17 protein-coding genes are annotated in these 20,915 nt (G+C 56.9%); 11 read left to right on the forward strand and 6 right to left on the reverse strand.

Features of this window, described 5'->3' with window-relative positions; translation table 11 throughout:
* Window positions 1-635 precede the first annotated feature (635 nt).
* Both AB8B75_RS13465 and AB8B75_RS13470 read left to right on the forward strand, forming a co-directional pair.
* Complete coding sequence (locus AB8B75_RS13465; RefSeq protein ID WP_405362975.1) at window positions 636-2,705, forward strand: hydantoinase/oxoprolinase family protein; 2,070 nt, start codon at window positions 636-638, stop codon at window positions 2,703-2,705.
* Window positions 2,702-4,447 carry a hydantoinase B/oxoprolinase family protein gene (locus tag AB8B75_RS13470; protein ID WP_405362976.1) on the forward strand — a complete coding sequence of 582 codons (1,746 nt, stop codon included), beginning with the start codon at window positions 2,702-2,704 and terminating at the stop codon, window positions 4,445-4,447. The genes AB8B75_RS13465 and AB8B75_RS13470 overlap by 4 nt, the downstream gene beginning before the upstream one ends.
* Window positions 4,448-4,606: 159 nt before the next feature.
* Here the strand turns inward: AB8B75_RS13470 and AB8B75_RS13475 are convergent, their stop codons facing one another.
* Window positions 4,607-5,323, reverse strand: a complete 717-nt coding sequence (locus AB8B75_RS13475; protein ID WP_405362978.1) for a ribonuclease activity regulator RraA — start codon at window positions 5,321-5,323, stop codon at window positions 4,607-4,609.
* Between the two features lie 90 nt (window positions 5,324-5,413).
* Between AB8B75_RS13475 and AB8B75_RS13480 the strand changes: the two genes are divergently transcribed.
* The 3 genes from AB8B75_RS13480 to AB8B75_RS13490 are packed head-to-tail and all read left to right on the forward strand — an operon-like array spanning window position 5,414 to window position 8,969.
* Entirely contained in the window at window positions 5,414-6,169 is a 756-nt protein-coding gene (locus AB8B75_RS13480) for an SDR family NAD(P)-dependent oxidoreductase (protein ID WP_405362980.1), read from the forward strand.
* Window positions 6,166-6,957 (forward strand): N-acyl homoserine lactonase family protein, encoded by a 792-nt coding sequence (locus tag AB8B75_RS13485; RefSeq protein ID WP_405362983.1) that lies wholly within the window; start codon window positions 6,166-6,168, stop codon window positions 6,955-6,957. The genes AB8B75_RS13480 and AB8B75_RS13485 overlap by 4 nt, the downstream gene beginning before the upstream one ends.
* Entirely contained in the window at window positions 6,954-8,969 is a 2,016-nt protein-coding gene (locus AB8B75_RS13490) for a hydantoinase B/oxoprolinase family protein (RefSeq protein ID WP_405362985.1), read from the forward strand. The genes AB8B75_RS13485 and AB8B75_RS13490 overlap by 4 nt, the downstream gene beginning before the upstream one ends.
* Window positions 8,970-8,985: 16 nt before the next feature.
* Here AB8B75_RS13490 and AB8B75_RS13495 read toward each other — a convergent pair whose 3' ends face one another.
* A complete protein-coding gene (locus tag AB8B75_RS13495) occupies window positions 8,986-10,155 on the reverse strand; it encodes an aminotransferase class V-fold PLP-dependent enzyme (RefSeq protein ID WP_405362986.1) in 1,170 nt (389 codons plus the stop codon).
* An 80-nt stretch (window positions 10,156-10,235) separates the two neighbouring features.
* Between AB8B75_RS13495 and AB8B75_RS13500 the strand changes: the two genes are divergently transcribed.
* Entirely contained in the window at window positions 10,236-10,949 is a 714-nt protein-coding gene (locus AB8B75_RS13500) for a hypothetical protein (RefSeq protein ID WP_405362987.1), read from the forward strand.
* 26 nt (window positions 10,950-10,975) lie between these two features.
* On the opposite strand, the gene AB8B75_RS13505 is transcribed toward AB8B75_RS13500, so the two are convergent.
* Window positions 10,976-12,052, reverse strand: a complete 1,077-nt coding sequence (locus AB8B75_RS13505; RefSeq protein ID WP_405362989.1) for a C-terminal binding protein — start codon at window positions 12,050-12,052, stop codon at window positions 10,976-10,978.
* A gap of 51 nt (window positions 12,053-12,103) precedes the next feature.
* On the opposite strand from AB8B75_RS13505, the gene AB8B75_RS13510 reads away from it, so the two are divergent.
* Entirely contained in the window at window positions 12,104-12,985 is an 882-nt protein-coding gene (locus AB8B75_RS13510) for a DMT family transporter (protein ID WP_405363222.1), read from the forward strand.
* On the opposite strand, the gene AB8B75_RS13515 is transcribed toward AB8B75_RS13510, so the two are convergent.
* Entirely contained in the window at window positions 12,936-13,712 is a 777-nt protein-coding gene (locus tag AB8B75_RS13515; RefSeq protein ID WP_405362991.1) for an SDR family NAD(P)-dependent oxidoreductase, read from the reverse strand. The two genes, AB8B75_RS13510 and AB8B75_RS13515, sit on opposite strands and share 50 nt — an antisense overlap.
* Before the next feature lie 160 nt (window positions 13,713-13,872).
* Between AB8B75_RS13515 and AB8B75_RS13520 the strand changes: the two genes are divergently transcribed.
* From AB8B75_RS13520 to AB8B75_RS13535, 4 genes are read left to right on the forward strand one after another with little or no spacing between them, the layout of a single operon-like run.
* Window positions 13,873-14,850 carry an ABC transporter permease gene (locus AB8B75_RS13520; RefSeq protein ID WP_405362993.1) on the forward strand — a complete coding sequence of 326 codons (978 nt, stop codon included), beginning with the start codon at window positions 13,873-13,875 and terminating at the stop codon, window positions 14,848-14,850.
* A complete protein-coding gene (locus AB8B75_RS13525) occupies window positions 14,847-15,785 on the forward strand; it encodes an ABC transporter permease (protein WP_405362995.1) in 939 nt (312 codons plus the stop codon). Before AB8B75_RS13520 ends, AB8B75_RS13525 begins: the two co-directional genes overlap by 4 nt.
* Entirely contained in the window at window positions 15,782-16,813 is a 1,032-nt protein-coding gene (locus AB8B75_RS13530; protein WP_405362996.1) for an ABC transporter ATP-binding protein, read from the forward strand. The genes AB8B75_RS13525 and AB8B75_RS13530 overlap by 4 nt, the downstream gene beginning before the upstream one ends.
* A 2-nt stretch (window positions 16,814-16,815) precedes the next feature.
* The gene (locus tag AB8B75_RS13535) at window positions 16,816-17,871 is read left to right on the forward strand and encodes an ABC transporter ATP-binding protein (protein ID WP_405362998.1); all 1,056 of its coding nucleotides are present in this window, start codon (window positions 16,816-16,818) and stop codon (window positions 17,869-17,871) included.
* A 257-nt stretch (window positions 17,872-18,128) separates the two neighbouring features.
* Here the strand turns inward: AB8B75_RS13535 and AB8B75_RS13540 are convergent, their stop codons facing one another.
* Entirely contained in the window at window positions 18,129-19,466 is a 1,338-nt protein-coding gene (locus tag AB8B75_RS13540; RefSeq protein WP_405363000.1) for an amidohydrolase family protein, read from the reverse strand.
* A gap of 270 nt (window positions 19,467-19,736) precedes the next feature.
* Window positions 19,737-20,885: a 2-aminoethylphosphonate--pyruvate transaminase gene (locus tag AB8B75_RS13545; RefSeq protein ID WP_405363002.1), complete on the reverse strand. Its 1,149-nt coding sequence runs from the start codon at window positions 20,883-20,885 to the stop codon at window positions 19,737-19,739.
* Window positions 20,886-20,915: the final 30 nt, after the last annotated feature.

The raw sequence follows: 20,915 nt of genomic DNA on the forward strand, positions 1-20,915 counted from the left end.
CCCAATCAAACCAACGATTTCCGCCTTGGATGGCACTCATGAGCGATTGGGGCCGGTTCCGAGCCTTAAACATATAGGGCCATAGCACAATCGCCTAATTAATAATCGGAAAATAGACACGCGATAGAATTAACAAAGGCTACGTGAATACAACCATACCGTCAGGTATAGTGAATGAAGCAAGTGCACCGGTTTAGGAAAAGCTTTCCAGGTATCTTCATAAGCGAACACCGGAGCTTTACCGGGCGCTTGATCGACACCCATCGTCCGTAATCACAACGAAAAATTCAACTTATATGGTACCTGCGGAACAGATAATTGTGAGACGCTCGCACAAGATTACACTCTGCAGAAAATCTCCGAAGTGCCATTGGTAAAAGGTGGGCACATTAACGAAAAATACTATTCATCATTGTGTGACGGGATTGAGAGCGAGGCTGAGCGACCTCGTGCAAAGACAATTTCTTAGTGAGTTGCCAAATAAAAAGGCATTTCATTTTCGACCGCACATCTTGCGGTTGGCGATGTGGCAGCGCATTGTCAAATGAGGTTGCGATCATACACTTCGATGACCATCATGAAACCATGAAACAATTCCTGCTCACCGCAGCCTCCACGCGTCAAAGCGTAACGTTATGAGCAGCCTGCGCATCGGTGTGGATGTGGGAGGTACGTTCACCGATGTTGTTGTTACCGACACGGTAACCGGAGTAGAATGGCACCACAAAGAACGCTCGACACCGCAAGACCCGGCGCAGGCTATTCTAGATGGGACTCGTCACCTGTTGACAGCCATAGGTCGTACTGGCGCCGAAGTGTCTTTCTTTGGTCACGGAACAACCGTCATCACAAACATGATCCTCGAAAGAAAAGGTGCAAGGGTTGCTCTTGTCACGACAAGGGGGTTTCGCGATATCCTTGATCTGGGGCGTCAGGCGCGACCCCATGTCTACGACTATCGGCAGCGCAGACCGACCGCATTGGCCGCGCGCAGGGATCGATTTGAACTGTCTGAACGGATCGGGGCTGACGGAAATGTCATATCAGCTCTTGATGTTGGTGAACTTTCGACGCTGATCGAAAAACTTGCAACAGGCGGCTATCACTCTGTTGCAGTGTGTTTTCTGCACAGTTACCAGGCCCCTTCCCACGAGAAACAAGCCGTGGATGCACTGCGCTCCGCTCTTGGTTTGATATTTGTAACCGCGTCGCACGAAGTGGCTCCCGAATACCGCGAGTTCGAGCGCTTTGCGACAACCGCGCTGAATGCCTTTGTCGGTCCCCGAGCATCGAGATACTTTGGTGATCTTGAGTCTGGACTTCGCAACCTCGACATTACAGCTCCGCTTTATACCGTGACATCGAACGCAGGTCTTGTGGACAGTGACACAGCCCGGCAGGTTCCCGTGCGTACGGCCTTGTCTGGGCCAGCGGCGGCTGTTGGCGGTATCGGACGCATCCTTGCGCGACACGGGCTAGGGGATCTTGTGACCTTTGACGTTGGTGGCACCAGCACGGATATCGCCATTCTGCCGGGAGGTCAGGGACGCACAGCGCGCGCGCGCTCGGTTGCCGGGCATCCGGTGTTGGCACCAATGGTCGATATTGAAGTGATTGGCGCCGGGGGTGGATCGGTCGCTAGGCTCGATCCTGGTGGCGCGCTGATTGTCGGCCCCGAAAGTGCGGGTGCCGACCCGGGGCCCGCAGCCTACGGGCGTGGCGGCCAGGACGCGACAGTTACCGATGCAGCTCTTGTCATTGGCTGGATCGGCGACGGAAGCGGGTTGGGCGGAAACATGTCACTGGATCGCGCCGCATCCCAAGCGGCGGTTGCGCGCTCTGTCGGCACGCCTCTAAGCCTTAGCGCAGAACAGGCCGCTCAAGGCATTATTAAAATCGCGACGGCGGGAATGGCGCGTACGATCCGCACGGCAGCTTTGTCACGCGGTGTCGAGCCGGAACGGCTGTGCCTCGTGGCTTACGGTGGAGCGGGCCCCCTGCTGGGTGCCAGTGTTGCAACTGCGCTAGGAATCCGGCGTATGGTCGTGCCGAATGCGCCGGGCACGTTGTGTGCACGGGCGGTACTCGTCAGCGACATCGCTCGCGATTTTTCGGAAACGCGCCTCACACCGCTGGAAAATTCCCCGCTTCACAGTTTTATTGCTGCTTTCGAAAACATGCGCAGGCAAGGCAGCGACTGGCTGGCGGGCGAAGGTCTTGCGGAAGACGCGCAACACTTTGATTGCACAATCGAGTGCCGTTACACCGGTCAGAACTTTGAGATCGCCGTGCCCTTTGATCCGAAATCGGATGACGTGCACAGCATCCGCACCAAGTTCGACGAAGCACATGCGCAATCCCAAGGGTTTTCCCTGCCTGCCCGCGCTGTCGAGGCCGTCACATTCCGGCTGAAGGCGCGATCAAATTCAGTGTATACAGGCGACACTCGGCGGCGTCAGAAAACGCAACATGAATCAATCTGTGACAGACGGTCCGTCCATTTCGACGGACACGACTGGCCCGCGCAGGTATGGCAACGTGCCGTTTTGCCGGGGGCATCACCTGTGCTCGGCCCGGCTGTCATCGAGGAAGCGACATCCACAACAATCGTGCCGCCGGGGTGGATGTGTCACGTTCTGAATGACGGAACGCTTGAACTTACCCGCGATGAATCGATCCCCAGCCTTGAAGAAGCCCGACCATGAGCCCACCAACCCCAACCGATCCGACGCCTAAGTTGAACAGAATGGACGGGCTTGCCACTATCCGTATGGGCGTGATCCAAGAACGTCTGCTGGCCGTGGCGGAAGATGTGGGCCAACTGCTGATCCGCGGCGCGTTTTCCACAAACATCAAGGAACGACGCGACTGCTCTACCGCCATCTTTGATGCCGCCGGACGTTTGATTGCCCAGGCGGATCACATGCCGATCCATATCGGCTCGCTACTGTGGGGGTTGCGCGCGCTGCTGGCGCGTTATCCGCTCCAGGAGATCGTTGAGGGTGACGCCTTTGTCATGAATGACCCCTATCTCGCGGGCGGCACCCATTTGCCTGATATCTCTGTGCTGACCCCGGTTTTTGTTGCCGGACGGATCACACATTTCATTGGAAACATTGCGCATCATGCGGATGTCGGTGGGCCCGTCGCCGGGTCCGTTTCGGGCCAATCGCCGGACATCTTTTGGGAGGGTATCCGCTTGCCGCCGATCCGTATTGCGCGGGCTGGCGTTCCGGAGCTTGATGTGATTGATCTGATCGCCGCCAACACCCGCGCCCCGACCGAGCGCCAGCTTGATCTGACCACCCAGGTCGGGTCCAACGCGCGCGGTGTGGCTCTGTTGCAGGCCGTCATCGCAGAGTGCGGAGTGGATGAAGTGGCCGCGGCGGGCGAAGCCATTATCGCGCATACCGGTGCGCGGATACGCGCGGGGTTGCGCCACCTCAAAGACGGCCATTGGACCGCGACGCGCTATCTTGACGATGACGGCGCTGGCTCTGATCCGGTGCCCCTTTGTGTCACGGCCACGATCAAGGGCGACCATCTGACGCTTGATTTTGCAGGGTCCGGGCCGCAGGCAAAGGGGGCTGTGAATCTGAGCGCATCCTCGCTGGAAGCCACGGTCGCCTATTGCATCAAGGCGTTGATCGACCCGCAGGTCGCGGCCAATGGCGGCTTGCTGGATGCGGTGGAAATCCGAGCGCCTCATGGCAGCATTGTCTCGCCTAAACCGCCCGCTGCAGTCGCCGCACGGGCTGTAACCAGTAATCGGCTGGCCGGCGCCATCTTTGATGCGCTAGGTCCGGCCTTGCCCGAAAATCGGCGCATGGCCGCCAGCAACGACTCAACATCGCTTGTAGTGTTTTCGGGTAAGACTGCAGATGGGCTTGGCTATGTCTATCCTGAAAGCATCGGAGGCGGTGCAGGTGCCATGACCGACTGCGACGGGATGGATGCTGTACATGTTCACACTGTCAATTCAACCAATTTGCCTATCGAAGTGCTTGAAACTTCTTACCCGCTGCGCTGTGCGCGCTATGCTCTGGTCTCTGGCTCCGGGGGCGCGGGACGGCACTGCGGCGGGCTTGGCATCGCACGCGAGGTCGCGGCGTTGGAAGATGGAACACAGATGACCCTTCGATCGGACGGGCACCTTTTCCCAGCCCCGGGTGCCGCTGGCGGGCGAGACGGGTCCGTAACGCAGGCCACAGTCATTGGTGCAGACGGGAACGAAACAGAACTGGCTTCAAAGTCCAGCCTCACCCTAAATAAGGGCGATAGGCTGGTGATCGAAACCCTGGGCGGCGCTGGCTACGGCGACCCCGCAGAGCGCGCGCCGTCCGATCTGTGCGCGGACCTGCTGGATCAACGCATTACATTGCGCGCTGCACGCACAATCTACGGGACGGATGCAGTTGATGCGGCGCTGGGTACCAAGGACGAATGATCGCGGCTCAGACCCTTAAAATCAGGGACTTGTTGGCAGTCAATTTTGCGCCCTTTGAACCAATGCACATTTCGTGCAGAACGATACTCTCGGACGCAGCAGATCACAAACCGACCTGTTAATTAACTCCAAACCATCGCCGACTGCACCATCATTCGCCTATCCTCCCCTTGCCGCATAATAGGCCGCCAGCATTTCTGCGTTAGGCGGATAGGTGCCATCCAGCGGTGCGCCCTGTTTCAGCCGCTCCAGCAAAAACCGTTCCATCCGTTCTTTTTCTTCAGCAGCCTCCGCGATCTCGGCAACCATGGCCCAGGGGATCACAGCGGCGCCATTTTCATCCCCGACCAATACATCACCCGGACAGACCGTGACCCCCATACAATCCACCGGGCGCTCGAGATCGCCAACCAGCCAGCGCGCCGGGCCGGGGATAGGCGCGGAGCCTTGGCAGAACACCGGCAGACCAGTGGCCGCCACATCCGTGACATCCGCGATCCCGGCATCCGTAACGATCGCCGCAACGCCCTTACCCACGAGGAAAGTCAAGATCAACTCACCAAAGAACGATATCCCACGATCCCCACCACAGTCTGTGACGATCACCTGCCCTTCTGCCACGTCGCGCATGGCCTGGCGGTGCAGATTGGGCGCGGACCCGTCCGACACGGCACGCAGCATATCTTCGCGCACAGGCAGCGCACGCATCGTATAAGCCGTTGCCACAAACCGCGCATTGCCCGGATCAAGCGGCGTCAATCCGGCCAGAAATCCATTTGCAATGCCTTTGGCGGCTAGAGTTGCCGTGATTGTCGGCACTGGCAAGCCCATCAGCTTATTTTTCAACGCCGGATCGATCTGAATGGCCTGTGGCATCGCGTGGTCCCTTTCGCTGGATTGATCTTTCGGCATACCATCGGACGGACAAGGCGGGATTGTAAATGCCCGTTGCGGGGAGAAGACCATATGGAATTAATGGGTAAGCGCGCCTTGGTCACAGGGGCTGGAAGCGACGGGATCGGCCGCGCCGTTGTGCGCGCGCTGGCGGACGCAGGTGCGCGAGTTGCGATCCATCACTTGGGTCAGGCTGACTCTGCCACAGCATTGGCAGAAGAAGTCGCGGCGCCAGATGTACGACACTGTGTGTTGGAAGGTGATTTCGGCGATCCAGATCAGGCGCGTAGAGTCGTACGCGTGGCCTGTACGGCGATGGGTGGGCTGGATATCGTGGTGCATTGCGCAGCGACGCTGGCGCGCGTGCCATTTCTGGAGATCGACGACGCCGAATGGGACCGTGTCCACGCAGTGAACCTGCGCGGTGCCTTCGCCATTGGCCAGGAATCGGCGCGCGCGATGGTCAATAATCCTGATGGCGGCCGGATCATCTTTGTCTCTTCCGTCAATCAGGACAACCCAACGATGCATCTCGTGCACTACGTCTCCTCCAAAGGCGGGGTTCGCATGTTGGCGCGGTCGATGGCCATGGAATTGGCTGAGCACGGCGTCACCGTTAACCTCATCGCACCCGGCACGGTCGAGACTGACCTCAATCGCATTGCCCTCGCTGACACTGCGTTCCGGCAAAGCAAACTCGACATGATCCCGATGAAACGTATTGCGACCCCTGCCGAAGTGGCGGGCGCTGCTTTGTACTTTGCTGGGCCAACGGCGGGCTATGTGACTGGAACGACCATAACCGTGGATGGAGGGCTGACGCTATGAGCGACGATACCTACGAAATCTACGCGATCCGCTATGGTAAATCTGTGCGTAAACGCTCGGAAAGCTTTATTGGCGGAGATCCCCATGAGGGCCCGATGGATATGGCATATTACGTCTGGCTGGTGCGCAACGCAGCGCGCACAATCGTTATGGACACTGGTTTTGCCCCGGATGTCGCCAAGTCCCGTGCACGCGAGTTTCTGAAATGTCCCGGCGAGACAATCCGCGCTCTGGGCACTGATCCCGACAAGATTGACACTGTGGTTCTCAGTCATCTGCACTATGATCACGCAGGCAATCACAACCTTTTTCCGAACGCTACCTTTCACGTACAGGCCGCTGAGATGGCGTACGTAACGGGACCATGGATGCGTTTTCGACACTTGCGCGCGGGGTACGGCGCACAGGATGTTAAGGCGGTCGTGGACAGGATTTTTGCAGAACGCCTGGTTTGGCACGAAGGCGACAGCGCGTTGGCCCCCGGGCTCGATCTATTGCATATGGGAGGGCATTGTGCGGGGCTTCAAGCAATGGTTGTAAATACAAGGCGCGGTCCCGTCGTTCTCGCCTCTGACAGTGCCGTCTTTTACGAAGGGCTCGAGACCGGGCGCCCTTTCCCCCCTGCTTTCCACGTGGGCGATGAGCTAGCCGGATATGAGCGGTTGCTGGCGCTGACGGGAAGTGCAGATGGGATCATTCCTGGCCATGATGTACGGGTGATGGAGCGCTACCCCCAAACCATCGAGGGGCTAGCCTGGCGGGTCGACGAAACGCCAATAGCACCATGAACGATGTTGGCACCCTGCCCGCCACACCCCATATCGATCCTGTAACGCTCGAGATTTTGGGACACCAATTCCGCGCAGCTGCCGAAGAAATGGGCATCGCGTTGTCTAGAACGGCCCGAACAACTTATGTGCGCGAAGCCGCCGATTTCGGCACCGCTCTGGCAACGCCCGGCGGCAAATTCTTTGGCTATCCCGCGGCCCTTGGCGTGTCCGGATTTCTCGACCTTGACGCGGGTCCGGCGCTCCGTGCGGCTGGTCCCTACGAAGAAGGCGATGTCGTTCTGACCAACCATCCCTACGATTCGGGCGGGCTGTCTTCGCATATGCCCGACCTGCAATTGTTGCGTCCCTACTTTCACGACGGACGCATCGTGGCCATTGGATGGGCGTTCGTGCACACTGCTGATATCGGCGGCATGGTCCCGTCCTCCATCGCACCCGATCTGAACGAATTGTTTCAAGAGGGGCTGATCCTGCCGCCGCTCAAGCTGGTCAACGCAGGCGAGATGAACGCAGATGTGGTGACGCTATACCGGGCGAATTGCCGGATGCCGGATGCGAATATGGGCGACATTCAGGCGATGCTGACCGCGCTTGACACAGGCGCACGACGTGTCGCGGACCTGATCACGCGGCACGGGATCGACGTTTTTGTGGCCGGGCAACAAGCACTAGCAGACTACGCAAAGGCCAAGGCTACTGCCGTTCGCCGCCGCATTCCAGATGGCTCCTATACGTTCTGGGATTACCTCGACGACGATTACGTCAGCAAAATCCCGGTACGTGTGCGTTGTAAAATGACCGTCAGCGACGGAACGATCCATCTCGATTTTACCGGCACCGATCCCCAAGTGCCCGCAGCCTACAACGTACCAACCGGCGGGGTACGCCACCCGTGGCTGACGCTGCGGCTGATGCAGTTTGTGGCAAGCTATGATCACACCATCCCGATGAATCACGGTCTGTTCGAAGGGATCACGGTCACGGTTCCCAAGGGATCGCTTTTGAATCCGATCTTTCCCGCGGCTGTCGGCATCCGCTCAGCCCCGGCCATCCGGATTGGCGATGTAATGACCGGTTGCCTCGCCCTTGCGGCACCCGAACTGATCCCCGCCCCTTCCGGTGGTACGGTTGTGCCCACAGTTCTGGCCGAATACGACGCTGCTTTGGGCACGCGCCGGGTACAGGTAATGCAATCTTTGGTCGGGGGAACTGGCGCGCGGATGGGCGCAGATGGCGTGGACGGGCGCGATACCAGTCTTGCAAATTGCTTTAATACTCCAACAGAAGCGAGTGAGGCCGAAGTTGGCGCTGTCGTGACCCACTATGGACTACGACCGGGTTCTGGTGGCCCGGGCAAGTGGCGCGGCGGAACCGGCCTGATCTTTACGATGCGGATCGATCAGGCAGGTAGTGCTGTCCTGGGTCGCGGATTGGAACGATATGTGTTTCGTCCCTTTGGCCTGATGGGCGGTCGCCCCGGCGCACCGGCCCGCGTGATCTTGAACCTTGGACGATCCGGTGAGCGGGAACTGGGGAAAATCTCGATGGTAGAACCAGAACCCGGCGATACTGTGACACTGATGAGTGCAGGTGGCGGTGGCTATGGCGACCCGTTTGAACGTCCGATTGAACGGGTGATGCAAGACGTGCGCGCTGGTTTTGTCAGTGTCGACGAAGCGCGGCGCGATTACGGTGTTGTGGTGGTTGATCAAGAAGTCGATCACGCAGAAACATCTTCGCTGCGCAATGCGCCGCGCGATCCACCCGCGCGCTTCAGTTTGGGTCCAGAACGCGCAGCTTGGGATCGCGTTTTTACTGACGCGCGCATGATGAAATTGGTCTCGGCTTTGCTGACGCGGCCCCCTGCTCTCGCGACGCGGTTGCGCCAACAGCTTTTCGACGCGTTGCTACCCGAATTGGGCCGGGTTCCAATCGAGACACTGCTCGCCGAACCAGATGCAATTGGCAACCGGCTGGATGTATTGATCACCAAGATTACCGAGGATTGATTGTGGGCGTATGAGCCTATGCCTCTGTTGCCAGCGCTTCGAGTGCGGCCTCAATCAAGGGGCCCACGGCTCGACATTCTTCGGGTGTCGTGTACGGGGCCACCGAAAGGCGCACCCAGAACGCGCCAGCGAAAGGCATGATGTGGATCTCGGCGCGCTTTTCCACCCAAAGCCAGGTTTTTAGACGTTCGGAAATTGCGCGATCCGGCGGAAGCGATCCGGGCATACGAACGGTCGCCATCGTCCCGAAAAGATCATCAGAAGCACCCGTTTGCGTGCCCCAGCGTTTTGCAAGCGCGCGCCCTTCGGCAACCGCGACATTGTGACAATACTTGCGCAGGTGCGTTCCACCCAAGTCCTCATGCAGCGATATGGCCGCCGGAACCGATAGCCACGCCGAGGCATCTCGTGTTCCGATCTTGTCAAACTCGAAGGTAAAACCCTTGTTCATATCATGAGATATCACAGTCGGATGCAGCCCGTTCTGGCGCGCCGCGTCTGCCCAAAGAAACGCAGACCCTTTTGGCGCGCACAGCCACTTGTGGCAATTTCCGACATACCAGTCGACGCCGAGACTGCAAACGTCAAGGTCCAACATACCCGGCGCGTGGGCGCCATCGACCAGCACCGGAATACCGCGTTGCCGCGCAGCAGCTGCGATCCGGGCGACGGGAAACACCACGGCTGTGATCGATGCGATGTGATCAATCAAAATCAGACGGGTCGCCGGTGTCACCGCCGCCATCACGGCGTTGAAAATTTGATCCTCATCCGCAACTGGAAGCCCGATGTCGGCAACAACAATGCGCGCTCCGGCGGGGTCGGCGACAAATTTCACCGTGTTGCGCGTGGCGTTGTAAATATGATCGCTGATCACGATCTCGTCCCCCGACCCAAACGGGATTGATTGCAACACAGCGTTCAGTCCGCTGGTCGTGTTTTCAACAAAAACAGTATCTTCACCGTGGGTGCCGATAAAATTGGCAAGCATGCCCGCCGCGTCACGGATCGCGCGAGGCGCTACCACGTTGATGAACTGGCAGGGCTGGCTTTCGAGCTGACGTTGCCAATTTGCCTGTTCGGAAAGCACTTGTTTGGGCGCGGCTCCGTAAGAGCCGTGATTTAAGAAAATCATGTCTGGCTCCAACGGCCAAAGCTCTTTCAATTCAGCCCCATATCTGCTCATCATTTTTCCAATACACAGGCGGATCGTTGCGCCGCCGAAATACGTTGATGCAATTTGTTCAATCCGTTTGGAGCCCAGTTATGACCCATAAGCTTGAAGATGACACACGCGCGCTGCTTGAAGGCTGTTCGGTGCCGTCGGTGGTCTCGACACTTTACCGAATGGGGTTTCAGAATGTATTTTTGCGCGATGTGCGCCCGCTCGCACCAGATGCCCCTGTCATGGTCGGCCCGGCCATGACCTTGCGCACCATTCCCATTCGCGAAGACATGCGCAGGGAGATCACCGAAGGAAAGACCGAGAATCTGCAAGGGCGCGCTTTCAATGAAGCCGGTGCGGGCGAAGTCATGGTGTGCGAGGCTGCGGGCGTCACAGAAACCGCGCTTTTGGGTGATATGGTGACCACTGCATTCAAGGTGCGCGGTGTGGCCGGGATCGTGCTGGACGGCGGGGTGAATGATCGCGCGGCGATCGAGACAATCGGCTTTCCAGTCTATGCCTCGGGCGACGCATCGCTGCCGTTTACATCGCACCGCCATATCGTTGCGCTGAATGTGCCCATTGGCTGCGGCGGCGTCGCGATTTTTCCCGGCGACATTATGATCGGGGATCGCAACGGCGTGGCCGCTATCCCGCTTGGCGTGGCTGATGAAGTTGCCGCCAAAGCCCGTGAGCGTGAGGAGTTGGAAGCCTATTGTGCCGATCTTTTGCGTGCAGGCGCGCCGCTTTCGTCCAGTTATCCGCCAAACAATGAGACGATTGCTGCATTCCACGCGAGCCGCGCAGGCAAATAGCGTGGCAAGGGTGCCGTGTTGTGCCATTAACCGGTAGGCTCTGTTGCGTCGTAATTCGCGACAAAGCTTGAAGTCGGCGCAGAATGCGCTGTTTCACTGCTCAAGAGATCGGCGTTGACACAAGATCGCAAGCGACCGTCGCGCAGATAGTTCACCACATTTTCCGTTGCAATCCGGCGCATGTCGATGACCGAATCCGGGCTATAAAACGCTGCATGCGGGGTGATGATCAGCCTACCGTCCAGCCAATCTTCGGAGGCCTCAAACGCAGCGATCATGGGATGCGAATAGTCAATGGGTTCCTGCGGCAGCACATCAAGGGCGGCACCACCAAGACGCCCGTCCCGTAGCGCGGCCTCAATAGCGTCCAGGTTCATCGTCCCCCCTCTTGAGGTGTTGACCAGCAGCAAACCCGGCTTGGCCTGTGCCAAACTGTCTGCGCCGATGATCTCTGACGTTTCGCGTGTCAGAGGCGTGTGGACGCTGATGATATCACAGCTCGAAAACAACGCATCCATAGTCTCGCAGCGCACAAAGCCAAACGACTTTTCCGCCCCTGGATCTAGATAGGGATCAAAAAATGCGATTTCGAACCCAAAGGCCCGCGCGCGCAAAGCCGCAGCTGTTCCGATCCGACCAAGACCCAGTATGCCGAACCGCATACCCCTACTGCGACGTATGGTTTTTTGATCACGCGCAGCCCAGCCGATCTGCTTGCAGCGCAACTTTGAGTCGTAGGCTACGATGCCGCGGACAAGACACATCGCCAGAGTCACAGCGTGATCCGCCACCTCTTCTGTGCCATAGTCCGGCGCATTACACACCGGAATGCCCCTTGCGGCACAGGCTTGTATATCAATGTGATTAAATCCGACACCCGCCTGACTGACAATGCGACAACGGTCCATAAGTGCAACTGTTTGGGGCGATATGGCGTTTCGACTTCGGCAATTGATAAGCGCATCGCAGGTAGCGAATTCCTCATCTGGCGGAAAGCCCTGTTCAAGTGTACGCCAGACCACGATATCAGCGTCAGGACCCGTTACGGCTCTTTCGACATCTGGTGCGGCTTCGAATTGGGGATCTATGATGAGAATACGCATGCGCGCGATTAAACGTCCGTGAACATTCCCTTGCAAGTCATCACTGTGACGATGTTCGCAGTTTTTTGGGCTTTGAACTGGCCGCTTATGAAAATTGGGCTGACGGTGGTGGAACCGTGGACATTTCGGGCAGCAATTGTATTTGTCGGTGGGGCCGGATGTCTGATAGTTGCACGGCTTTCGGGACTCTCAATTGCGATTCCAAGACAGGATTTGCGCCCGCTTTTGTGGCTGACCCTGTTTCAGGGCGTTTTATGGAATGCATTTTCCGGCTTTGGTATCGCGATGGTTGAGGCCGGCCGGGCTGCGGTTCTTGGCTTCACGATGCCGATCTGGGCCACGATTCTTTCGATAATCTTTCTCAAAGAACCAGTAACCACGCGCCGCATGTCTGGTCTTGCTTTGGGCATGGCCGCCATGGGTTTGTTGCTTTGGCCTGCTCTGGACGCCTTGGGGTCCGAACTTTTCGGCGCGTTGTTGATGATAGCGGGGGCCATGGCCTGGGGCGTAGCAACCATTATCGTCAAGGCGGTGAATTGGAAAATGGGCGTGCTCGCGTTGTCGGGATGGCAGTTTTTGATTGCATCCGTGCCTCTGACCATCGCGGCAATCATGGTCGGTGATCCGGCAAGCCTTTTGCGCGTTGACTTTGTGACGGGCAGCGCATTGGCGTATTCGGCGCTGATCCCGATGGTGTTTTGTCAGGCTGTCTGGTTCACAATTGTACGCCGACTGCCCGCTTCGCTGGCCTCTACCGGCACGCTTCTTGTGCCACCTTTGGGTGTCTATCTTTCCGCGCTCATCCTCGACGAGCAAGTTGGTGTGTTCGAGGTACTCGCCCTCGTTTTTGTGATTGTCGCTCTTGTGCTGATCCTGCCGGGATTCAACTGGCGAGCCAGCCTCCGTCCACTGCCAAAGTCTCACCCTGAATAAAGCTGGCGTCGTCGCTGGCCAGAAAAAGTGCAGCGCCTGCAATGTCTTCCGGGCGGCCCAATCGGGGCCATGGCGTGCGCGATTCGGAGAACGCGATGACGTCAGGCGCGATGGCAGGTCCGGTTTTGCCAGTCAGCATCTTGCCCGGTGCAATGGCATTCACCATGATATTATGCGCCGCGTAGTCGCGCGCAACTGAGCGAGTCATATAGTCGATCCCGGCCTTGGACACCCCATAGGACAGATTACCCGGTGCTGCGCGGATGCCCAATTGCGAGGACAGATTGATGATGCGGCCACGCACCTCTCCCACGAGGTCCTGGTCGATCATCTGTGCGACGGCGCGTTTGCAGCCAAAAAAAACGCCTGTCAAATTGACATCAAGCACGGCCTGCCATTGCTCTTGGGATGTTTCCAACAGCGGTTTTGGCGAATACCGTGTGGTCATCGCGTTGTTGATCATGATGTCGAGCCGCCCGTGGTGGGCAACATGCCCTGCGACCAGCGCATCAATCGCACTCCAATCGGATACGTCGCAGGTCACAAACTCTGCCTGACCGCCCTCTTTTCGGACCAAATCTATCGTCGCTTCACCGCCTTCGCGCGGCGTCTGATCCAAATCGGCCACCGTGACGGCGGCCCCCTCTGCCGCAAAACGCAGTGCCATGGCCCGACCGAGGCCGGAAGATGCTCCCGTAATAATCGCTGAACGTCCTTGCAGCCGCATGGTTGTGCGTCCTGTCCTAAATTAAGCAATAAGCCATTGCAGCATTATTACTCTCCGCCCATCATCGCACAACGACCAAGTTCCACAGTCAAGCGCGCCGCCTGGTTTGCTTGACAAGATCAGGCAAACCCATGATGGGAGATGAAATGAGCGGCACTTTATGACCCTCTTCTTAGTGCAAAGACTGCTTCAGGGCGTTGTGATCATATTCGTGATGTCACTCATCGTTTTCATGGGGGTCTATGCTATTGGCAACCCGGTTGAGATTCTCATCAATCCGGACGCGACACCCGAGATCAAACAACAGGCGATTGAAAAACTTGGGCTGGATAAACCGTTTCATGAACAATACGGCTACTTCCTGATCCGCGCTCTTCAAGGTGACCTTGGCAATTCATTTATCTATGACGAACCCGCTTTGAAGCTGATCCTCGCGGCGATGCCGGCTACGCTGGAGCTGGCCATTTCTTCGCTTGTTTTGGCTATGGTCTTCGGCATACCGCTTGGTATGGTCGCGGGCTATTGGCCCGAGGCGTGGTTTTCAAAGCTCATTTTATCCGCGTCGATTCTGGGGTTTAGCCTGCCTTCATTTTGGGTCGGCCTGATGCTGATTGTGTTGTTTGCCGTGCATTGGGGCGTGCTGCCTTCTGGCGGACGGGGCGATACCGTGTCACTGTTCGGTGTCGAGGTCAGTTTTCTGACGTGGGACGGACTCAAACATCTATTCCTTCCAGCACTGAACCTTGCCCTTTTCAAGATCGCCTTGGTCATCCGTTTGACTCGCGCTGGCATGCGCGAAACGCTGCAACAGGACTACATCAAGTTCGCCTATGCAAAGGGTTTGTCTGTACCACGGGTCGTTTTCGTTCATGCGTTTCGCAATATCCTGATTCCCATCGTGACGGTTCTTGGACTGGAGCTTGGCACCGTCATCGCATTTGCTGTTGTGACGGAAACAATTTTCTCATGGCCTGGCATGGGTAAGCTGATCATCGATTCAATCAACCTGCTCGATCGACCTATTGTGGTCGCATATCTTATGCTGACGGTTCTGATGTTCGTGATTATCAACCTGCTTGTTGATTTAACCTACTCTTTCATCGATCCGCGCGTCCGCCTCACGGAGACCGACGAATGAGCCTGAACTCTGACATCCCTCCCCTGTCGCCGGCGCAGGACGGAGAGCCCGCAGAATACAAAGAGCGTACGGGTTTTTCAAAATTTGCAACCGACTACGTGGCAAGTCCGATTGCAGTATTTGCGTTGGTTCTTTGCATCATCATCGTGCTAGCTGCAGTCTTTGCGCCCTTTGTTACGCCGCAGGATCCGTATGACCTGATGAACCTCGATCTGATGGACAGTCGACTGGAACCAGGTGAAATCGGAATGACGGGAATGACTCATTGGCTGGGAACTGACGGTCAAGGGCGTGATCTTTTCTCGGCGATCATCTATGGGCTGCGGATCAGCCTCGGCGTGGGTGTGGTCGCGGGGATCATCGCGCTGACAGTTGGCACGACCGTTGGGTTAACTGCCGCATTTTTCGGAGGCCGGGTCGACACACTGATCATGCGACTGGTGGAGTTTCAACTGTCATTCCCGGCCATCCTGATCGCACTCATCATGCTCGCGGTTCTGGGTCAGGGCATCGACAAGATCATCATCGCGCTTGTCGCGGTTCAATGGGCCTATTTCGCGCGCACGATCCGATCCGCCGCACTTGCGGAACGGCGTCGGGAATATATCGATGCCGTGCATTGCTTGGGCTTGTCTAACAGGCGTATCATGTTCGGCCATCTGATGCCCAATTGCATTGCCCCGCTGATCGTTGTCGCAACCGTTCAGGTCGCCAATGCCATCGCGCTGGAAGCGACCCTTTCCTTCCTTGGCCTTGGCATGCCCGTCACGCAACCCAGCCTTGGATTGCTAATTGCAAACGGGTTCGATTATGTCCTGTCTGGCCGCTATTGGATTTCGACGTATCCGGGGGTCGCGCTGCTAATCACCATAGTGTCCATAAACCTTGTCGGGGATCGAATCCGCGACGTTCTCAACCCGCGGCTTGAAACATGACAACTGGCACAAAACCCGCGCTTGAAGTCACGAACCTCAAGACGCACTTCTTTACCAAAGCGGGCACGGTAAAGGCCGTTGACGGGGTCAGTTTCAGGGTCGCACCAGGCGAAATCATGGGACTGGTGGGTGAAAGCGGATCTGGCAAAACCGTCACCGGTTTTTCTGTGATTGGGCTTGTGGACCCCCCGGGCAAGGTGGTCGAGGGCAGCATTAAGATCGAAGGCGATGATATTGTCGGCCTGTCCCCCCGCACGCTGCAAGACATTCGCGGACGACGTGTTTCGATGATCTTTCAGGATCCTATGATGACGTTGAATCCTGTACTGCGCATCGATACCCAGATGACCGAAGCCATCCATGCTCATGAAAATGTCTCACGCAAAGCGGCAACGGCACGCGCGTTGGATGCATTGAAGAAAGTTGGAATACCCGCACCCGAAGAGCGGTTGCGCTCCCATCCCCATCAGCTATCTGGCGGGATGCGTCAGCGCGTGGCCATCGCAATTGCCTTGCTGAACCAACCGGCTGTCATCATTGCAGATGAGCCAACGACGGCGCTTGATGTCACAATTCAGGGTCAGATCCTTGCCGAAATTCGCTCCCTCGCGGCAGAGTTCGGCACTGCCATCGTCTGGATCACCCATGATTTGTCGGTGGTTGCGGGTCTGGCTGACAGCATTTCGGTAATGTATGCGGGACGGATTGTCGAAAACGGAACCGTCGACGATGTTCTGGACAATCCGGTGCACCCTTACACACGCGGCCTATTGGACAGTGTGCCGCAAATTGGGCAGTCGCGCGGACGGCTTCAGCAATTTCCCGGCATGACACCTTCCCTCTTGAACTTGCCAAAAGGCTGTCCGGTTCAACCCCGCTGCTCTCGCGCAACTGCACTGTGCGGAGAAGCCCCGGAATTGTCAGAACATGGCCTGGGGCACTTTGCGCGCTGTCATCATCCGCTTGGCGCTAATGAGGCTGCACATCCACCTGACACGCGGTCTAAAACCACACCAGCAGGGCTTTAAACATGACTTTTTCAGCCCCCCAACCCAAGCCCGCGACAAAACCCCCAAGCGCTGATACGGGCAGTGAACAACCAATTCTTGAGCTGTCCAACATCTCAAAACGGTTTACCAAGCGGATCGACATCGCGGCCCGGCTGCTGAATTTGGCTGGTGCAACCTACAAGGACAAGGTCGTTCATGCGGTGGACCGCGTTGACCTTCAGGTCGCCCGCGGCGAAGTCGTGGGTCTGATCGGCGAGTCTGGATGCGGAAAGTCCACATTGGGCCGCGTGGTCGCAGGTATACACCAGCCCAGCGACGGCACTTTGGCCTTCAAGGGGCGCAATCTCGCCTCCATGGCTGCCCACGACGCACTGGACGCCTCGATCAAGATCCAGATGATCTTTCAGGATCCGATGTCATCTCTAAACCCGCGTAAGCGCGTGATCGACACTGTTGGTGAAGCGCCGGTGTTCCATGGCATCGTTCAGCAAAACGATATTGAGGACTATGTCGATCAGTTGCTTGAGCGTGTCGGGTTGAACAGGGACGCAAAGCGACGCCTGCCACATCAGTTTTCCGGAGGTCAACGTCAACGCATCGGCATCGCCCGTGCCCTTGCCGTTCAGCCTGAATTCCTGGTCTGTGACGAAGCAGTCGCCGCCCTTGATGTATCTATTCAAGCGCAAATTCTCAACCTTTTCATGGACTTGCGAACTGATTTTGATCTAACCTACCTATTCATTAGCCATGATCTTGGCGTGGTGCATCACATCGCCGACCGCATTGTTATTATGTATCTGGGCCGTGTGGTCGAAATGGCGTCAAATGCCGATCTGTTCTCGAGTCCAAACCATCCCTATACACAAGCATTGCTGGCCGACGTGCCGCGGATTGATCGCCGGCGTCAAACCTACACACCGATCAAGGGAGAACTGCCGTCGCCGTTGAACCCGCCAACAGGATGCCATTTTCACCCTCGATGCCCGTTCGCGATGAAACGCTGTTCCGAAGAAACACCTAAATTGCGCGAGATTGCGCCCGGACGCCTTTCGGCGTGTCATCTCAACGACGGATAACCACCGCAGCCAAGTTGTGGCGTGGTCATGTTCGCCAGTATTTTTGCAACATGGCCAATGTATGACCACATCACCGTCGCACACCGCCTTAACCGTATTTGCAACCAAAACGCTGCCTCTTGTCAGCAGATGAATGCTCGAGGTGCAATCAAACACAGGCCAATTTCGGATGGAGGCGGAGTCACTCGCCAACAGCCGCTCCGGGCCCAAAGCAGCCGTTCCACAATCGGCCTTGCTGAAATGAGTTGCTCTCGAACTTAGTGCAGCTGGTTCTTGTATATTTTGCCGTCCTTCATGATCAGGTCAAAATTTTCATGTGGGTCCGCGATCAGGTCGATATCTTCCAGAGGGTTGCCATCAACAAGGATCAGGTCGGCATAAGCGCCCTCTGCGACCACACCCAAGTCGCCTTGTTGATAGGGGTGGCGCGGGCCGGAGAGTTTAAGCAGTTCGGCATTGGTCGAGGTCGCCATTTTCAGCACCTCGTAAGGTGAATACCAACGCTCCAATTTAGCGAGGAACGCGCCCTGACGTTCAGCCAATTTGGGATCGAACAGAATATCGGTGCCAAAGGCCACTTTCACACCAACTTCTTTCGCTGTTTTGTAAGTGAAATCTGTTCCGTCAGTAACGTCAATCCATTTCTGCTGGCTGACGGGATCGTCAAAAGAAAAGCCATCCTCGTCATCCAGAAGAGGTTGCACTGACAACCAAACGTCATTTTCCCGCATCAATTCCATGGTCTCCCGACTCATCAGGAAACCATGCTCGATGGATTTAACTCCCGCGGCAACGGCAATTTCCACTGCTTCGTCCGTGAAGACATGCGAAGCGACATAGGTGTTGTATGTCTCGGCTACTTCTACGAAAGCCTCGATCTCGGCCTTGGTATACTGGCGTACATCCAGAGGGTCATAAGTCGACGAAACCCCGCCGCCGGTGGAAACTTTAAGCTGGGTCGCGCCTATTCGCATGATCTCACGGGCGCGTTTAATTACCTCCGGCACTCCGTCAGCTTGCGCCATTAACCCAACGCTGTACCAGTACCACTGTGAGTCTGCGGCGTTGGACGGCACAGCTTGATAGGGGCGATAATCAAAGTGACCCCCGGTTTGTGTAACTGGCGGGCCTGACGGCAGGATACGGGGGCCTTCGATCTCTCCCGCGTCAATCATCCGTTTGATCGCAAATGAATTGCCGCCAACGTCGCGCACTGTTGTGAAACCGCGCATCAATGTGCCCTCGGAGCCGATAGCACCACGAACCGCGACTTCAAGAATATCGCCGGTTACAACCACGCTCTGCGGGTTGCAGCAGTATAGGGTGTGCCAGTGTACGTCGATCAGGCCGGGCATCAAAGTGCGTCCGCCGCCATCGATGACGATACCATTGGCGACTGCGAGGGGTTCTGAGGACACTTCTGTAATCAGATTGTCAGTTACAATGACATTCGCATTCTCAATAATTTCCTCATTCACACCGTCAAACACGTTGACGTTCGTGAACAGTATCGGTGCCCCGTTCTGGGAGAACGCTTGCGAACCGATAATGGTAAGGGCAATCGACGAAACCGCCGCAAGTTTGGACAAATGCATCGTCAAATCCTCGAAAAACTCTGTTGAGGAAACCATCCCAGCGGAAGCGAACTTTTACAAGAATTACCTGACTTTTCTAAAAGTCGGCTTTGTCCACACTGCCGACCTTCGGCGTGCCAATTGAACCAACGCCGCTTTGGGGCGGTTATGACCTCAGCGCAGTTGGAGGCTTACACCGCGGTGTTTAAGTAACTTTGATTGGAGCAGGATACCCAATTGAGCTTACCGCACGTTTGCCCCATTCTACAGGCCTCACACAAACAAAACATGCTAAGCTGCGATGATCCGTTCCGTTTTTGGTGTAAATGATGTCACGCCGATCTCGGTCATAGACTCCATGACAGCATTCAGGATCAGTGTCATATCCGCCTCTGTCAGATCTCCCATTGTACCGATCCGGAAGGTGTGGGCAGAGGTAAGACGGCCGGGAAAAATCAGGAAACCCCGTCGCTCCATTGCGGTGTAGAAAGCCTCGAACGAATAGCTCGGATCGTCCGGGTCGTGGAATGTCGCGATGATGGGCGAGGCGTGTTCATCAGGCAGGAACGTAGCAAAGCCATGCTGCCGCAAACCGTCGACCAACCGGCGCCAGTTGCGCACGTAGCGAGCTTGTCGGGGTGCGATGCCACCCTCGGCCTTGTGCAGTTCCATCGCCTTTGCGATTGCCAGCAACACATGGGTCGGAGGCGTTGTGCGAAAGCACCCTTTCTCCTCCATGAACGCCCATTGCGCAGACAGATCGAGCACCGAGGACTGCGCGCGGCCGATCCCCTCTCGCAGACTCTCTTTTTTGGCCAGAACAAGGGCCATCCCCGGCACAGCCTCAAAACATTTGTTTGGCGAGATAAAGACCGCTTCGACATCCAACGCAGGTGCATTGATTTCGAACCCGCCATAGGCCGCGATCGCGTCGATCATCAGCTTGGCCCCATGGGTGCGGCAGGCCTCGGCGATATCCTCAATCGGGTTGAGAATTCCGGTTCCGGTATCACAATGGCACACCGCAACGTGGGTAATGGACGGGTCAGCTGCGAGCCTTTGAGCCACGTCTGCACCCGACACAGGGGGCGACACGGCTCCTTCAAGCCGTGTTACGCGGTATCCATTCGCTTCGATCACTTCGCGCAAACGCAACCCGTAAAAGCCGTTTTCGACCACAAGCACGTGCGCAGTTTCCTTGTCGACCAGCGAATTAAACCCCGCCTCGATGCCATATGTGGCGCTACCCTGGATCGGCACGCAATCATAAGTATCGCCACCATGAGACAATTCGACGACATAATCGCGAATACTCTTCACCAGGGCGATCAATTCGGGACCGTTCGGGCTTTTATCGTACTGCATGGCCGCCTTGACCTCGACAGAAGTGGTCAGGGGGCCAGGCGTCAACAGGTAAGTCGCGTGTCTTTTCTCGGTCATTTCTGTCTCCCTTTACATCGCACGTTCTGG

The sequence above is a fragment of the Roseobacter sp. genome (assembly GCF_045106495.1).
Taxonomy (GTDB): Bacteria; Pseudomonadota; Alphaproteobacteria; order Rhodobacterales; family Rhodobacteraceae; genus Roseobacter.

Coding starts and splice junctions, on each gene's coding strand:
- AB8B75_RS13465 (WP_405362975.1), top strand. CDS start 636: ATGAGCAGCCTGCGCATCGGTGTGGATGTGGGAGGTACGTTCACCGAT.
- AB8B75_RS13470 (WP_405362976.1), top strand. CDS start 2,702: ATGAGCCCACCAACCCCAACCGATCCGACGCCTAAGTTGAACAGAATG.
- AB8B75_RS13475 (WP_405362978.1), bottom strand. CDS start 5,323: ATGCCACAGGCCATTCAGATCGATCCGGCGTTGAAAAATAAGCTGATG.
- AB8B75_RS13480 (WP_405362980.1), top strand. CDS start 5,414: ATGGAATTAATGGGTAAGCGCGCCTTGGTCACAGGGGCTGGAAGCGAC.
- AB8B75_RS13485 (WP_405362983.1), top strand. CDS start 6,166: ATGAGCGACGATACCTACGAAATCTACGCGATCCGCTATGGTAAATCT.
- AB8B75_RS13490 (WP_405362985.1), top strand. CDS start 6,954: ATGAACGATGTTGGCACCCTGCCCGCCACACCCCATATCGATCCTGTA.
- AB8B75_RS13495 (WP_405362986.1), bottom strand. CDS start 10,155: ATGAGCAGATATGGGGCTGAATTGAAAGAGCTTTGGCCGTTGGAGCCA.
- AB8B75_RS13500 (WP_405362987.1), top strand. CDS start 10,236: ATGACCCATAAGCTTGAAGATGACACACGCGCGCTGCTTGAAGGCTGT.
- AB8B75_RS13505 (WP_405362989.1), bottom strand. CDS start 12,052: ATGCGTATTCTCATCATAGATCCCCAATTCGAAGCCGCACCAGATGTC.
- AB8B75_RS13510 (WP_405363222.1), top strand. CDS start 12,104: ATGTTCGCAGTTTTTTGGGCTTTGAACTGGCCGCTTATGAAAATTGGG.
- AB8B75_RS13515 (WP_405362991.1), bottom strand. CDS start 13,712: ATGCGGCTGCAAGGACGTTCAGCGATTATTACGGGAGCATCTTCCGGC.
- AB8B75_RS13520 (WP_405362993.1), top strand. CDS start 13,873: ATGACCCTCTTCTTAGTGCAAAGACTGCTTCAGGGCGTTGTGATCATA.
- AB8B75_RS13525 (WP_405362995.1), top strand. CDS start 14,847: ATGAGCCTGAACTCTGACATCCCTCCCCTGTCGCCGGCGCAGGACGGA.
- AB8B75_RS13530 (WP_405362996.1), top strand. CDS start 15,782: ATGACAACTGGCACAAAACCCGCGCTTGAAGTCACGAACCTCAAGACG.
- AB8B75_RS13535 (WP_405362998.1), top strand. CDS start 16,816: ATGACTTTTTCAGCCCCCCAACCCAAGCCCGCGACAAAACCCCCAAGC.
- AB8B75_RS13540 (WP_405363000.1), bottom strand. CDS start 19,466: ATGCATTTGTCCAAACTTGCGGCGGTTTCGTCGATTGCCCTTACCATT.
- AB8B75_RS13545 (WP_405363002.1), bottom strand. CDS start 20,885: ATGACCGAGAAAAGACACGCGACTTACCTGTTGACGCCTGGCCCCCTG.